16 protein-coding genes are annotated in these 15,474 nt (G+C 56.4%); 5 read left to right on the forward strand and 11 right to left on the reverse strand.

Annotation, left to right across the window (positions count from 1 at the left end; genetic code table 11):
* Positions 1–57: 57 nt before the first annotated feature.
* The 4 genes from RM463_RS01875 (at position 58) to RM463_RS01890 (ending at position 5,787) form a co-directional block, all read left to right on the forward strand.
* Positions 58–1,665: a carboxyl transferase domain-containing protein gene (locus tag RM463_RS01875; RefSeq protein WP_311428746.1), complete on the forward strand. Its 1,608-nt coding sequence runs from the start codon at positions 58–60 to the stop codon at positions 1,663–1,665.
* 134 nt (positions 1,666–1,799) lie between these two features.
* Positions 1,800–2,666, forward strand: coding sequence for an enoyl-CoA hydratase/isomerase family protein (locus tag RM463_RS01880; protein ID WP_311428747.1), 867 nt, complete (start codon positions 1,800–1,802; stop codon positions 2,664–2,666).
* A complete protein-coding gene (locus RM463_RS01885) occupies positions 2,663–4,714 on the forward strand; it encodes an acetyl/propionyl/methylcrotonyl-CoA carboxylase subunit alpha (protein WP_311428748.1) in 2,052 nt (683 codons plus the stop codon). The genes RM463_RS01880 and RM463_RS01885 overlap by 4 nt, the downstream gene beginning before the upstream one ends.
* Before the next feature lie 173 nt (positions 4,715–4,887).
* Positions 4,888–5,787 carry a hydroxymethylglutaryl-CoA lyase gene (locus RM463_RS01890; RefSeq protein ID WP_311428749.1) on the forward strand — a complete coding sequence of 300 codons (900 nt, stop codon included), beginning with the start codon at positions 4,888–4,890 and terminating at the stop codon, positions 5,785–5,787.
* Between the two features lie 211 nt (positions 5,788–5,998).
* On the opposite strand, the gene RM463_RS01895 is transcribed toward RM463_RS01890, so the two are convergent.
* From RM463_RS01895 to RM463_RS01940, 10 genes are all read right to left on the reverse strand, one after another.
* A complete protein-coding gene (locus RM463_RS01895) occupies positions 5,999–6,907 on the reverse strand; it encodes a bestrophin family ion channel (protein WP_311428750.1) in 909 nt (302 codons plus the stop codon).
* A gap of 88 nt (positions 6,908–6,995) precedes the next feature.
* Positions 6,996–7,502, reverse strand: coding sequence for a GNAT family N-acetyltransferase (locus RM463_RS01900; protein WP_311428751.1), 507 nt, complete (start codon positions 7,500–7,502; stop codon positions 6,996–6,998).
* Positions 7,503–7,607: 105 nt separating this feature from the next.
* Entirely contained in the window at positions 7,608–8,096 is a 489-nt protein-coding gene (locus tag RM463_RS01905; RefSeq protein ID WP_311428752.1) for an N-acetyltransferase, read from the reverse strand.
* 78 nt (positions 8,097–8,174) lie between these two features.
* Positions 8,175–8,876, reverse strand: a complete 702-nt coding sequence (locus RM463_RS01910) for a restriction endonuclease (protein WP_311428753.1) — start codon at positions 8,874–8,876, stop codon at positions 8,175–8,177.
* Positions 8,877–8,989: 113 nt separating this feature from the next.
* Positions 8,990–9,421 (reverse strand): hypothetical protein, encoded by a 432-nt coding sequence (locus RM463_RS01915; RefSeq protein ID WP_311428754.1) that lies wholly within the window; start codon positions 9,419–9,421, stop codon positions 8,990–8,992.
* Between the two features lie 76 nt (positions 9,422–9,497).
* Entirely contained in the window at positions 9,498–10,616 is a 1,119-nt protein-coding gene (locus RM463_RS01920; RefSeq protein WP_311428755.1) for a PIN domain-containing protein, read from the reverse strand.
* Positions 10,617–10,694: 78 nt separating this feature from the next.
* Complete coding sequence (locus RM463_RS01925; RefSeq protein ID WP_311428756.1) at positions 10,695–11,072, reverse strand: hypothetical protein; 378 nt, start codon at positions 11,070–11,072, stop codon at positions 10,695–10,697.
* 103 nt (positions 11,073–11,175) lie between these two features.
* Positions 11,176–12,015: a hypothetical protein gene (locus RM463_RS01930; protein WP_311428757.1), complete on the reverse strand. Its 840-nt coding sequence runs from the start codon at positions 12,013–12,015 to the stop codon at positions 11,176–11,178.
* An 82-nt stretch (positions 12,016–12,097) separates the two neighbouring features.
* Positions 12,098–12,652, reverse strand: coding sequence for a hypothetical protein (locus tag RM463_RS01935; protein WP_311428758.1), 555 nt, complete (start codon positions 12,650–12,652; stop codon positions 12,098–12,100).
* Positions 12,652–13,233, reverse strand: coding sequence for a ComF family protein (locus RM463_RS01940; protein ID WP_311428759.1), 582 nt, complete (start codon positions 13,231–13,233; stop codon positions 12,652–12,654). The genes RM463_RS01935 and RM463_RS01940 overlap by 1 nt, the downstream gene beginning before the upstream one ends.
* Before the next feature lie 246 nt (positions 13,234–13,479).
* On the opposite strand from RM463_RS01940, the gene RM463_RS01945 reads away from it, so the two are divergent.
* Positions 13,480–14,445, forward strand: a complete 966-nt coding sequence (locus tag RM463_RS01945; protein ID WP_311428760.1) for an integron integrase — start codon at positions 13,480–13,482, stop codon at positions 14,443–14,445.
* Positions 14,446–14,575: 130 nt separating this feature from the next.
* Here the strand turns inward: RM463_RS01945 and RM463_RS01950 are convergent, their stop codons facing one another.
* Positions 14,576–15,301 carry an aspartate/glutamate racemase family protein gene (locus RM463_RS01950; RefSeq protein WP_311428761.1) on the reverse strand — a complete coding sequence of 242 codons (726 nt, stop codon included), beginning with the start codon at positions 15,299–15,301 and terminating at the stop codon, positions 14,576–14,578.
* Positions 15,302–15,474: the final 173 nt, after the last annotated feature.

Here is a 15,474-nt window from a genome sequence, read left to right on the forward strand (position 1 = left end):
CATCGCGGGATAAATCCCGCTCCTACCTCCCTTGGTAAACGTCTTCAAGGATTCGCTATGAGCATCCTGCAAACCCAGATCAATCCGCGCAGCGAAGGCTTCCAGGCCAACGAGACGGCGATGCGTGATGAGGTGATGAAGCTGCGTGAGCTCACCGCCGCCATCGCCCAGGGCGGCGGCGAGAAGGCTCGCGCCCGTCACGAGAGCCGCGGCAAGCTGTTCGTGCGCGACCGTATCGACCACCTGGTCGACGAGGGCTCGCCCTTCCTCGAGTTCTCGGCGCTGGCCGCCCATGAGGTCTACGACTCCGCGGTGCCCGCCGCCGGAGTGGTCACCGGCATCGGCCGCGTCTCCGGCGTGGAGTGCGTGATCGTCGCCAACGACGCCACCGTCAAGGGCGGCACCTACTTCCCCCTCACCGTGAAGAAGCATCTGCGCGCCCAGGAGATCGCCCGCAAGCATCGTCTGCCGTGCATCTACCTGGTCGACTCCGGCGGCGCCTTCCTGCCCCGCCAGGACGAGGTCTTCCCGGATCGCGACCACTTCGGCCGCATCTTCTACAACCAGGCGACTCTCTCCGCCGAGGGCATCCCGCAGATCGCCGTGGTGATGGGCTCGTGCACCGCCGGCGGCGCCTATGTACCGGCCATGGCCGATGAGTCGATCATCGTGCGCGAACAGGGCACCATCTTTCTCGGCGGTCCGCCGCTGGTGAAGGCCGCGACCGGCGAGAGCATCAGCGCCGAGGACCTGGGCGGCGCCGATGTGCACGCCAAGAAGAGCGGCGTGGCCGACCACTACGCCGAGAACGACGCTCACGCCCTGCAGCTGGCCCGAGCCAGCGTGTCACGCCTCAACTGGCAGAAGCGCGGCCAGCTGAAGATGCAGGAGCCCAGGGCCCCGCGCCTCGACCCCAGCGAGCTCTACGGCATCGTCGGTACCGATCTCAAGAAGCCCTATGACGTGCGTGAGGTGATCGCACGCATCGTCGACGACTCCGACTTCGACGAGTTCAAGCGCTACTACGGCGACACCCTGGTCACCGGCTTCGCGCATATTCACGGCCACCCGGTGGGCATCGTCGCCAACAACGGCGTGCTCTTCTCGGAGTCCGCGGTCAAGGGCGCCCACTTCATCGAGCTGTGTGCCCAGCGCAAGATTCCGCTGATCTTCCTGCAGAACATCACCGGCTTCATGGTCGGCTCGAAGTACGAGCATGAGGGTATCGCCAAGCACGGCGCCAAGCTGGTCACCGCGGTGGCCTGCGCCAAGGTCCCCAAGTTCACCGTGCTGATCGGCGGCAGCTTCGGCGCCGGCAACTACGGCATGTGCGGCCGCGCCTATGATCCCAACCTGCTGTTCATGTGGCCGAACGCGCGAATTTCCGTGATGGGCGGCGAGCAGGCCGCCGGCGTGCTGGCCCAGGTCAAGCGCGAGCAGATCGAACGCGAAGGCAAGCAGTGGTCCCCGGAAGAGGAAGAGGCGTTCAAGCAGCCCACCCGCGAGCAGTACGAGCACCAGGGCCACCCCTACTACGCCAGCGCACGGCTGTGGGACGACGGCGTCATCGACCCGGCCCAGACCCGCGATGTGCTCGGCCTGTCGCTCGCCGCCGCCATGAATGCCGAGGTCGAAGAGACCAAGTTCGGCGTGTTCCGGATGTGATCTCCCTTGCCACGCAAGGGAGGTGGTAGGAGCGCGATGTATCGCGCGAACCGCCGCTCTGCGGCCAACCTGGACGCCTTCGCGCCACTCGCCCGACAAGTCGAGCTCCTACCCCCAACGCAGAGACGATTGCTATGTCAGCTACCCCCTCCTACTCAAGACTGGACGTCGATCAGCGCGGTGTCGCCTGGCTGACGCTGGAACGCCCCGAGATCCACAACGCCTTCGACGACAACCTGATCGCCGAGCTCAACGCCCACCTGGAGCGTCTCCACGAGGCCGCCAGCAAGGGTGAGGTGCGCGTGGTGGTGCTGGGCTCCGAGGGCAAGAGCTTCTCCGCCGGCGCCGACCTGGGCTGGATGAAGCGCATGGTCGAGTACGACGTCGAGGGCAACCTCGCCGACTCTCGCAAGCTCTCGGCGTTGATGCACGGCCTCGATACCCTGCCCTGCCCCACCCTCTGCCGCATGCAGGGAGCCGCCTTCGGTGGCGCCGTGGGCCTGGCCGCCTGCTGTGACCTGGTCGTCGCCTCAGAGAAGGCCAAGTTCTGCCTCTCCGAGGTCAAGATCGGCCTGTCACCGGCGGTGATCAGCCCCTATGTGCAGCGCGCCATCGGCCCTCGCCAGATGCGCCGCTATGCGCTGACCGCCGAGGTCATCGATGTCCCCACCGCCCTGGCACTCGGCCTGGCCCATCGCGTCGTCCCACATGACGAACTCGACGAGGCCGTGGAGGCAATGCTCGAGATCCTGCTGGCCGGCTCGCCCCAGGCCCAGCGCGCCACCAAGGCGCTGCTCACCGATGTCGCACGCGAGCCCGACAGCGACGCCACCCGGGAGCATACCTGCCGGGTGATCAGCGAGCTGCGCGTCAGCGAAGAGGGACAGGAGGGCCTTGCCAGCTTCTTCGAGAAGCGTCGCCCCGCCTGGACGCAACCCTCTGCCTCCGAAGAACCTGTTTCCAAAGAACAGAACCCCCGTGCCGCGGAGCCCCGCTCATGACCACTGAAATGAAGAAATTCGATACGGTACTGATCGCCAACCGCGGCGAGATCGCCTGCCGGGTGATGCGCACCGCGCGCACCATGGGGCTGCGCACCGTCGCCGTCTACTCCGATGCCGATGCCAATGCCCGCCATGTGCGTGAGGCCGACGAGGCCGTGCGCCTGGGTCCGGCCGCCGCTCGCGACAGCTACCTCAAGGTGGAGGCGGTGATCGAGGCGGCCAAGCGCACCGGCGCCGGCGCCATCCACCCCGGCTACGGCTTCCTCTCCGAGAATGGCCCCTTCGTGGAGGCCCTCGACCAGGCCGGCATCACCTTCGTCGGCCCGCCCGCCTCCGCCATCGCCGCCATGGGCGACAAGTCCGCCGCCAAGGCGCGCATGCATGACGCCGGCGTACCGCTGGTGCCGGGCTACCACGGCGACGACCAGGACGACGCCCTGCTCAAGGCCGAGGCCGACAAGATCGGCTATCCGGTGCTGCTCAAGGCCAGCGCCGGCGGTGGTGGCAAGGGCATGCGAGTGGTCGAGTCCAGCGACGGCTTCCAGGCCGCCCTGGATGGCTGCCGCCGTGAATCCCAGGCCGCCTTCGGCGACCAGCGCATGCTGATCGAGAAATACCTGACCCAGCCACGCCACGTCGAGGTGCAGGTCTTCTGCGACAGCCACGGCAACGGTGTCTATCTGTTCGAGCGCGACTGCTCCGTGCAGCGCCGCCACCAGAAGGTACTCGAGGAGGCGCCCGCGCCGGGCATGAGCGCCGAGCTCCGCCGCGAGATGGGCGAAGCCGCCGTGCGCGCCGCCAAGGAGATCGGCTATGTGGGCGCCGGTACGGTGGAGTTTCTCCTGGATGCCGATGGCTCGTTCTATTTCATGGAGATGAACACCCGCCTGCAGGTGGAGCACCCGGTTACCGAGATGATCACCGGCCAGGACCTGGTCGAGTGGCAGCTGCGCGTGGCCATGGGCGAGACGCTGCCGCTGGCCCAGGACGAGCTGACGATCAGCGGCCATAGCTTCGAGGCACGCCTCTACGCCGAGGACCCGGAGCAGGACTTCCTGCCCGCCACCGGCACCCTGACCCGCTTCGCCCTGGACCTCGAGGGCGCGGGGCTGGATGCCGACAAGGTGCGCCTGGACAGCGGCGTGGAGAGCGGCGATGCCGTCTCCATGCACTACGACCCCATGCTCGCCAAGCTGATCGTGCACGGCGGCGACCGCGACCAGGCACTCGCCACCCTCAACCGCGCGCTGGCCGCACTGGACGTGCAAGGGGTGGTGACCAACCGCGCCTTCCTGCAGCGCCTGGCCACCCACCCGGCCTTCAAGGGCTGCGATCTCGATACACGCTTTATCGAGAAGCACGAGGAGAGCCTGTTCGCGCCACGCGAGATCACCACCGAAGCCTACGCCTCGGCGGCCCTGATTGGCCTCAAGCAGCTCTCCCGGGAGTGCGAGAGCGACTCCCCTTGGGATCGTCATGACGGCTTCCGCCTGAACGCACCCAACACCATCCGCATCGCCCTGTGCGCCACCGGCCACGACCTCAGCCGCGCCCAGGCACCGGATGCCGAGGAGGTAGTGGTGGTCGAGGGCCGTCGCGAGGCCGCCTCCGGCCCCTGGCAGCTGGTGATCGGCGAACGCACGCTGACCGCACGCATCCAGCACCTGGAAGGCGACGCCGTGGCGGTCACTCTGGATGGGCACCGTCGTCGTCTGCAGGCCCGCCTGGCCGACAACGGCGTGGTGGTAATGGCCGACAGCAGCGGCGAGACCCGCCTGTTCTGGCGGCGCATCGATGCCATCGACCACGGCCAGCACGAGACGGAGTCCACTCTCACCGCTCCGATGCACGGCACGGTGGTGGCGCTGCTGGTTGAGCCGGGCCAGAGGGTCGAGAAAGGCATGCCGCTGATGGTGATGGAAGCCATGAAGATGGAGCACACCATGGCCGCCCCCGCCGACGGCCACGTGGAGAGCTTCCACTTCGCCGCCGGCGACACCGTCGGCCAGGGCGACGTGCTGCTCGAGTTCGCACCCGAAGAGTGACAGCCCGCCAGGCTGAGCGGCGCCGGGGACAGGTCGCAGAGGGGGTCCTATGCCATGGATGGCATCGGTAGCGCCCAGGGAAGGGTTCACAGCGCCCCCTCGTAGACCTGTCGCCGGGCAAGCCGCGACCCATAGGCACCTTATCGGCACGTCGGCAAGACAGGAGAGAATTCATGACATTCCCCAAGCAGGTACGCCTGGTCGAGGTCGGCCCCCGCGATGGACTGCAAAACGAGTCGACGCCGATCGCGACCGACACCAAGCTCGAACTGATCGACCGCCTGGGCGCGGCCGGCATCCGCTATATCGAGGCGGCCAGCTTCGTCTCCCCCAAGTGGGTGCCACAGATGGCCGACCATCGCGAGGTAATGGCCGACCTAAAGCGCCGCGATGGCGTCACCTACGCGGCACTCGCCCCCAACCTCAAGGGGCTGGAAGCGGCACTCGAGTGTGGCGTCGAGGAGGTTGCCGTATTCGGCGCCGCCTCCGAGGCCTTCTCCCAGAAGAACATCAACTGCTCGGTGGCCGAGTCTCTGGCCCGATTCGAGCCGGTGCTCGAACGCACACGAGAAGCCGGAGTGCGGGTCCGCGGCTACGTCTCCTGTGTGCTGGGCTGCCCCTACGAGGGCGAGATCGCCCCCGCCAAGGTGGCCGAAGTAAGCAAGGCACTGTATGACATGGGCTGCTACGAGGTCTCGCTCGGCGACACCATCGGCACCGGCACCCCGCTCACCGCCAAGCGCATGCTCGAGGCGGTCAGCCGCGAGGTGCCCATGGAGAAGCTCGCCGCCCACTTCCACGACACCTATGGTCAGGCGATTGCCAATCTCTACGCCGTGCTCGAGGAAGGCATCGCCGTCATCGACAGCTCCGTGGCCGGCCTCGGCGGTTGCCCCTACGCCAAGGGTGCCTCCGGCAACGTGGCAAGCGAGGACGTGGTCTACCTGCTCAATGGCCTCGGCATCGAGAGCGGCATCGACCTTGACGCCCTGGCCGACACCGGCACCTGGATCACCCAGACCATCGGTCGCCCCAACCGCTCCAAGGTGGGTGTAGCGCTCGCCGCCAGGTAACTGACACAACAGAACGAAAAAAGCCCCCGAGCCAGTGATTTAGCTCGGGGGCTTCGGTTTTGGGTGGGTTGCGCCAAGGTTGGACGCGGACTACGCAGCAGGCTGTCCCAGCCAAAGACGACAACACCGCTTTTTCATATGTTTTATCAGATTAATTTCTCTACTTCGGCACCTGAGCCGATAACTGTCTAGCGGCTAGGCCCCGCGCGACCTACTGCAGCTCGAACGCCACCGGCTGCAGCGGCTCGGGTGCCGGATCGCCCAGCGCCTCGGCCACACTGATCTCGTGCACTCGGCAGATGGCGTCCAGCGGCAGGTCATTGGCCTCGCGGCCGAAAGGAAACTCCATCTGCTCCGAGAGGCGGTCGAGCCCGAAGAAAGTGTAGGCGACGATGGCGGTGAACACCGGGGTGAACCAGCCGACGCCCGACACCAGTCCGAACGGCAGCAGGTAGCAGTATACGTAAGCGGTACGGTGCGCGAGCAGCGTATAGGCAAACGGTAGCGGTGTCTGAGCGATACGCTCCGAGGCGGCCTGGATTTCGGCCATGCCGTGCAGGTGATCATCGAGCGCGGCCGCGGCCACCGAGTCGACCTCTCCTGCTCGTCGCGCCTCGGCCACCACGTCGCCGGCCCGCTGCAGCATGAAGGCCGCGGGATTGCGCAGGCTCAGCGCCCGGTCGACAAGGTCAGCGGAGAGCGAGGCCGGCAGGTCTGCGCGCACCTCCTCCTCGCGCAACTGCCCGCGCAGCAGGTGAGCATGGGCCAGCGCGCGCATCATTATCTCCCGGCGCCGCTCCGGGCTCAGATAGATACCGCCGACCCGGACCAGGCTGCGCATCTCGACGACCATGTGCCCCCACTGCTGGCGCGCCTCCCACCAGCGGTTGTAGGTCGCCGTGTTGCGCACGCTCAGAAGGATCGACAGCACGATGCCCATCAAGGTAAACGGCAGCAGCGTGTGCTGAACGATGCCTTCAAGATAGTGATGGCGAGCGACCCAGGTGATGGCGGCGGCGAAGAGACCGGCCAGCAGGATATGCGGCAGGATATGGGGCACCACCGAGCCCTTCCAGGCCAGCATCAGCCTGAACGCTCCGGGGCGATCACGAACGATCACGACACATTGACTCCGAACGACGAAAGCAGCGATGGTGTCACAGCCCCTCGAGAGAGGAAAGCGCCCACCCGTCAGGGCCACGCCGCGGCTAGCGACGATACTCGTAGAGGTTGTTCCGTGCCCCGTAGAGCCACACGCTTCCCCGGGCACGAAAGCCCAGTGCGCGCAACAGGCGGTTGGAGCGAGCGTTGTCCGGCAGCGTCACCGCAAGCACCGACTCAAGCGCGTGCGCTATCATGCCCTGCTCGAGCACAGCGGTCGCGGCCTCGAAGGCGTAGCCCTGACCGCAGAACTCGGGCAGGAACGCATAGCCGAGATCGGGCCTCTCCACTTCGTCCCGTTTCACCAGGCCACACATGCCGATCGGCGTGCCCTCGCCTTTCAGCTGCACCAGGTTTAGACCGAAGCCATGGGTGCGGTAGCTCGCCATCGGACCGCGATCGAGGTAGCGAACGGCCTCCTCCCGGGTGCGAACCTGCGTGTCGGCGATATGGCGAATGAACGAAGGCTCATTCAGCAGCCGCACAATAAAGTCGGCATCCACGTGCGCGAAATGCCGAAGAGTCAGTCGCTCAGTATCGGATACTGTCGGCATGCCAACCCCTGGGTTGAAGGCTTGATGGGGCACTGGATCTGGCTATCACTGGCATTTAACGCCGCCAGCAGAGGCACGTTTTGCGTGTCCTGTTGACTGCCCTCGTTATGCTTGCAACCATTTATACATTACCAATGCATCAACGTAGCCTTGTGCTGGATGATTAAATGCTTTTGGTAAACGACCAACTATTTCGAAGCCTAACTTTCCCCATAGATGAACAGCACCTTCATTGCTTGATGCTACAAAATTAAACTGCATCGCTTTGTAACCCAGCTCTAGTGCTATTTTTTGAGAGTGCTCACACATAGATGTCGCTAGCCCTTTGCCTCTTGCCCGCGAAGAAACCATATAGCCACAGTTACAAACATGATCACCAGGGCCGGCTTGATTAGTTTTCAAATAATACGTACCTAATATATTGTTATTTTCTTCAAATACATAGGTCTTGCGCGGAGCATCTAACCAAATTTTCTCAGCCTGCTCTTTGGTTGTATTTATTTCGTATGCATACGTCTCACCGGCCAAAACTATTTCATGGAATATTGGCCATATTGAATCCCAGTCTTCTTTTGTTGCCTCTCTAATATTCATTACTCTTTCTCACCTTAACGCCTTGCTCACCGCAAATTTAGGAGCGCAGCGAGTAATTTTTCCGCGTGCAGCAACTTGTTAGGCTTCTGATTTGCATGCACTTATTTTATTCTCTAAGTTTTTTACTAACGGTTCTACTGAGCCCAATAACTCCTGTATGCTTTCAATTTTACTTGGCAATTTTTGCTCAATTAGTGATGGGGCCATTAAAAGGTGAACCTCATCTGTATTGATTGGATAATTGCCGCGCAGACCTTTCGTGATCAAATCCTCGCCTGCTTTTATAGCCCAGTCTCCTGAATAACCAATATCAGGAACACCTGGACGCAAGCCACCCTCAATTCTCTTGGCCTTAGGGATTTCCCAATATTTATCCTTGCACCACAGCAATCTGTCGTAGAGTTCTCTTAACCTCATTGAGTGGATTTCGTGGCTAGCCGTATTCGCAGCTTCAGCTAGCGAAGTTACATGGACATTTGTCAGTGCCGCCGCCTCTATTGCACCACTTTGAAATCCATTCTCTGCCAGAAGAATTCCTCGATCAGCCCCTGTATCATTAACAATCTCCCTAAGACCAAGGACATGAAGTTTAGAAACTTTGGACTTCCAATGCTTGCACTCAATAAGCCAAGTTATGTCAAATCCCGCATGATGTGATTTCACCAATACATCGATATCATGTTTTGTTCTTGCACCCTGAATCGTAACGTCAGTCTCGGCTTCCAAACCCAGAGAACGGAAAAATTCAGCAGCTTCTTCTTGATAATCTCTCCAATCCAATGAAGTCACCTAAAATATGGGATTAACGATGCAGGCCTAACGCCAGCCAGCATGCGCGGCTGCGGAATGGAGGCGAAGCCGCAATGCAGTAGGCGTCGCCGTGCCTGGCCTTGTTATACACAAGACGGAAGTATCAGTCCTACGAGACTCAGTACTAAGCCAATACCACCAACCGCCTTACCTTTACCCAGCCAGTTCAAAAAAGACATCAGCAGTTTGGCAGGCTTTAATAGAATTAAATATGATCCTACCGCTAGATACCCAATACCTATATCTTTCCAACGCTCAGATGCAGCAACTTGATTAGCCATAAACTGGTCGGAAGTTGTCGGCTGAGGACCTTTTTCAATATCTTTCAATATAGGCTTTGTATTGCTGACGACCCTTTGCAAAATTGCAATCGTTGCAGACCGGTATTCCGTCGTATACATGATTACTCTGTCAATTCCCTGCTCGATTGCTAAAGCTACACCCGGCTTCCAAATTTCAAGAAACGCGAGTAGTACTCCCACCAATCCGACTAATGCACTTGTTTCAATACTCATAATTCTTCATTTTTTGAATATAGGGCCGCTCAGAGTTTCAATGGTAAAGTGATTTAAGACAACTTGGTTAGCTTGTCTAGTAATAAAAACTCGGCGCTGGCTCTAATGTTCCGAAGTTCACAGTTTTTATTGGGTCCACAACTTCAACCTCATCGACCTCCAATTGATCAATAGGTCCACTTAAATCGCCAACCAGAGTAATCAAAATTTCAGTTTCAAACTCCTCGTCCGCTTCTACGTCAATACTTCCTATGTAGCTGTGATCCTTATCGATGGAGTCATAAATTGACAAAGAAAATTCGCCCTCGGCCCCTACCGTAATTGACACATAAGCTTCAAGAACCACAGAGTCATGATCTTTATCTACAACTCTAAATTCATCGTCCAAAAAATCAAAACTATTGAACCAACCGTGGCTCCCTTCGGCCTCCCAGTAAAACTGGGATTCAGCGTCTTGGTCGGGCGTAAATCCGTCGAAATAGGAGGTAAGACAAGCATTAACACCATTGCGAAAGTTTTTTGCGTCACCCTGTTTCAGAGCATTTTCAATAGCTTCGACTAACGCATATGGAGCATTTTCCTTATTGAAGTAGTCAAGCGATACAGAGAAATCCTCTTCATAATCTATTCGGGATGATTCTGCGCAGAACTTTTCCCAATCCCCATCTTTGGCGACAGCTAAAACGTTGACATCTTTTGCTTCAGCCCAAGCCTCGACGGCTAAAAGTACTATTGCGTCTGGAAACTCGCTCTTCTTTTTTCCTGACTCCGCAAAAGGCGGCTCTTTTGAAAAATACTGATTAAGTAGCTTATCGACAGATAAAAAATTCCCGGTTTCTAAGACCAAAGCCCCGGAAACTTCGATGAATTGCGCAATCCTGCTGTCAGATAGACCCTCTATTTCTTGGCCTTCGATTAGCTTCTGTCTAGATTCGTTTAACTCACTCCCCTCGAAGAATAGATGATCTTCAGCGTCATTCAGTGCTTTTTCTAACGAGTATCTAGACTTTTTGATCTTTTCATCTAAATGGTTTTTTACTTCATTGTTGATTACGTCAGGGAATAAATACTCAATTGGGCTTCGCTTAAACTGCTTTAGTTTACCCAGAAGCCCTTTTTCTAAACGCAAACCATTCCCGTCAAATATTGATGTATCTACGAGAATGGCTTCGTATTTTTTGCTTTCGTCAATCACCCATCTCTCCTTGACGTATAACGCGAAGCTCAGCCGAGGAAGGCCGCGTAGCGGGCTGACGTCGGCTGGAGCGATGTGTTATACGCCGCCATGACCGACTTGCGGAGGCCAAACGCCGTGCTGCATTGCGCTCTGGGCGGTTCCATGAACTTGTGTTTGGTAATGTCGATAATTCTCCCCCTGCTGCTGGCTAACCGCCATCCCGTAGTTGGTGTTGTTCGTGTGATATGCCTTATCCAGGTCGGTGTTATTTGTATGTACTGCAGTTTGATACTGGGTATTGATCTCGGCCTCCCGAATCTCCTTCTCAATCCGCGCCTTGTCCGTTTCTTTGTCATACTCACTTTTCAGCTCAATGAGCCGTAAGTACACTTTAAGAAGCTCGCCATTATCTGGGGAATTCTCGATCGCCTTCTCAAGAAATTGGCGACACTTATCAAAATCTTCACTTTTCATCTAGTTCACCTCGGCTTTTGATTGCGTATAACGCTTGCAGCATGCGCGCCTACGAAATGGAGCCGAAGGCGCAATGTAGTAGGCGTCGCCGTGCCTGCATTTGTTAGGCGACTGTGTACTCTAAGAACTCTTGCCGACTCATCACTTTAGTTTCAACTCCCAGCCATTGATATACAGCTTTAACCTTGCGAGCAAAGTTAGCATCGTTAGTTACAAATACATCGCTATAAGCCGCATAAATCGCATGGCTAGTGTCATGTAAACTTGCGTCATATTTCTCTGATTTATCTGGAAAGTACCTCTGACTTTCCAGATGCTCCATTAGCTTTTCGACAACCATCTCAAATATGGGGAAATATGAGCGAATAAAACCAAAACGGAGCATCGAAGCAGTTATGTGTTGCCCCGGTACAAACTTGCCAAGATCAGGGTGCCGTTTCATTCTTACATGATGGCTACGAACTACTTTTTTAAGATCTTTTCGGTACTCTTCTAGAGCCACTTGAATATCTGAATTATTAGCTTCTAACTTATTGATTATTCCAGATTCTTCTATTTTTTCGCCATTCAGGAGCTTGTCTTTTTGGTGTTGCTCTGGAATTATATTTCTATCATACATAGAGAGCACCCTTTCATAAGTATCCAAAGGATCTTCCTTGTATGTATTTATTCCATTGTTACGAACCGAAACTAAATTCCTTCTTGGGTAAGGCAGAAAGCAATAAGAATCCGTTAATTCTTTTAAAAACAGCACCTTTTCATCAGCTCTTTCTTCACTTTGCCCATGATGTTTCACTGTATTAGCAATCTCTTCTAAATGAGCCGGGCTAAAAACGATTCTATGCCCACCATTTTTTAGTCTATCCACCACATCAATAACACCTTGATGCCTTTTGTTTTTCAAATCAATAACAATGTTATTATCAAGATATATGTACTTCATATTTTCACAGTTTTAATTACGCCGAACGCTTCAAACACCGGCGCAGCTTTGCTGCGTCCGAGTGCTTTGACTTGTTAGGCGCCTAGAACAAGCTACTTTGTTCATTCTTAAATTTCTCAATAGATAAATGCAGTCCAATTTTTTTATCGGCTTTAGATAGTGCACTTTCACTCATGTAAGAGACCAAGGATTCCAGATCGATTACTGTTTTCACTTTAATAAATAGTTTTTCTTTGTTAACAAAGACAAGCGAACTCTTCTTTCTTTTAAGCAGCTCAATTGCATTACTTAAAGTTCCTGTACTTTTGGCATCCCATATCATCAAGCCATAATCACAGTCGTCTGCCATCACTAAATCTTTCGCTGTGAAATATGCTCTAGTTCCAGGGGAGTGGTTTGTTTGAACATTATTAGTATCCCAACCTCCAACATTATTTCTTGGCTGGGAGCCAGTGCAGTAAACTAGAACAGATTTGGCCCCCTTAGTGACCAAGTAACTTTGAATGGATGCATCTACGCCGTCCGCATCTCCAACCAATACTTGAAATTCCGAGTCAATAATATTGTCGATACGACGCAATACATCATGATTGATATTTTTAATTCTCATCGAGCCTGAAATAAAAACTTTATGCATTAATGTTTCCTAGTTGCGGTTGCAACATAAACATTTCTAATCTTTCCATACTCTCTAAGAACACGAGTTGCCGCCTCTAAAGAAGATCCAGAATCATAAAGGTCATCGACGATTAAGACGTCATATTGCCCTTCACCCAGCGAGTCGTTAATAGCAAAGGCTTGAACAAACGTTTCCACCTTCTCCTCTCGATTTTCAATATCCTTCATTTGAGGTGTATCTTGATTTTTTAGTAACAAATTTTCATAACATGGAATTCCCATGTTTCTCGCTAACGCTCGAGCGATTTCGACTACAGGTTGTCTTGCGCGCTGCTTAGAAGGAGGCATAGGGATGACTAAACAAGCGCTAGAAAAATACTGCGAAAGTGAAGTACTTAGTTGGCTTGCAATGCTAGCTACTTGGTTAAAATTCGAACGGTACTTTAATTGATAGAGCGCCTCACCAACTTCTGATCTTGTTGTGTCAAACTCAGGGTGGCCCCACTGATTATCCCCAATATAAGTACTTGATAAAACATGCTTATCAAGTGAATAGCCCAAATCCCAATTGCCATTTATTCTTTGAACGTTAACTTCCATATTATCTCCTTGTTCGAAGTTGAGATTGGCGAATTCGCCTAACAGGTATTAGACAGCGCGCTCGTTTATTGACTTGAACGAGCATGCGCGTTCAACAATCTTATCAAGCATGATTTCATATCGGTAAGTCATTGATTTTCTGAGTCTGAAGCATAATTTGGCTACCTATGCAGAATTCGCGTGCTTGCGCGATTTGCAAGTATCCATAATACTGTATGAATATCCATATCCCGAGAGGAAGTTTTTATGGATACGCAATGCAGGCCACCGAAGCTGATGGACCGGGTCAGGACTACCATGCGGGTGAAACGCTACAGCCCGCGCACCGAGAAAACCTATTGCTACTGGATACGCTTCTTCATTCGCTTCCATGGGGTACGTCATCCTGCCGGCATGGGTGGCGCAGAAGTACGCACCTTTCTCGAGCATTTGGCGGTGGAGCGCCGAGTGGCGACGGCCACACAGAACCAAGCGCTGAATGCTCTCGTATTCCTCTATCGTCACGTCCTCGATCAACCCTTGGGAGATATCGGAGAGTTCTCGCGTGCCAAGCGCCCTCGCCGGCTTCCGGTGGTGCTTTCCCATGAAGATGTCATGCGAGTCCTGAGCCACCTGGCTGGCCCCATGCACCTGATGGCCACCCTGATGTATGGCTCAGGGCTACGGCTCATAGAGACATGCCGGCTACGAGTTCGAGATATTGACTTCGAGCGGCAGATTATTACGGTGAGAGCTGGCAAGGGCGAGAAGGATAGAACCACACTCCTCCCGGGGATCAGTATTCCCGCCTTACAGCAGAGCATCACCGTGGCCAAACATCAGCTCGAGGAGCGTCTGCAGCATGGAAGCGTGCCGGTGACGCTGCCCCACGCGCTCGATCGCAAGTACCCCAATGCAGGAGTATCCCTAGCCTGGCAATGGCTCTTCCCCGCCAGCCGCCCGTGCTTCGATGATGCAGGCAAGGTGGTGTTGCACCATATCCATCCATCGGCAGTACAGAGAGCGGTAAAGCATGCCATGCGAGCCGCCTTAATAGCTCGTCCGGGCTCTTGCCATACCCTGCGACACAGCTTCGCCACCCAGTTGCTGACTCAGGGTACCGATATCCGCACGGTGCAGGCGTTACTCGGCCACAAGAGCGTGGAAACCACGCAGATCTATACCCATGTACTCGGCAAGGACTTCGCTGGAGTACGCAGCCCACTTGGTTGAAGCACCGAAGGCGCCAGGCACGCTACCGCCCCTACCTGGGCATGCTGACGACTTGCAGCCATCCATGCGGTAGTCCTTGCGTGCTGCGATATGCCTTCCTGGCTCCCTGCCGGGGATTCATAAGAGGAGCCTATGTGAGCCGTTGCGGGGTTGCAAAGTAGAGGTTGGTCGCAAGCGCCGCCACCACCGTCTGTTCGGCGTGTATCTCGGTGGTATCGAAGAGAGGAACCTCGGTATCGTCGCCCTGAATCAACAGCCCGATCTCCGTGCAGCCGAGGATCACGCCCTGGGCGTCCTGCTCGCCCAGCGAGGCCACGACCTCCAGGTAGGCGGCTTTCGAGTCCGCCCCAATCTGGCCCTGGCAGAGTTCCTCATAGATAACGGAGTGGACCATCTCACGCTGGGTGGCATCGGGAAGCAGCACCTGAATGCCCTGCGCTTCCAGGCGCTCCCGGTAGAAGGCCTGTTCCATGGTGAAGCGGGTGCCCAGCAGCCCCACCCGGCTCACGCCCTGCCGGTGCAGTTCTTTAGCGGTGGCATCGGCGATATGCAGCAGGGGAATCGTCACGGCCTGTTCGATCTGGGAGGCGACGATATGCATGGTGTTGGTGCAGAGCACCAGGAAGTCGGCACCGGCCGCTTCCAGAGAGCGAGCCGCCGCTCCGAGAATCTGCGCCGTGGCCGCCCAGTCACCGCGGCGCTGTAGCGCTTCGATCTCGGCGAAGTCCACGCTGTAGAGCACCAGCTGGGCGGAGTGCAGCCCACCCAGCTGCGCCTTCACGCCCTGATTGATCAGCCGGTAGTAGGTCTGGGTCGATTCCCAGCTCATGCCGCCGATCAGCCCGATCGTTCTCATCTTCACCCCTCCCATGCGCTAGAAACGCAGCAGGCGGAACGGCACGCCGGTAGATCAACCCGGCTGCACATGCCCCTGCCGTGCTTGAGTGACTTGCCCGCCTCAACTGAGATAGGCGTAGCAGGCGTAATCGCGCCAGCAAGGTAGCAACCATTGTGCATCACGCCCACATC

It is taken from the genome of Halomonas sp. LES1, from assembly GCF_031846005.1.
Classification (GTDB): domain Bacteria; phylum Pseudomonadota; class Gammaproteobacteria; order Pseudomonadales; family Halomonadaceae; genus Halomonas.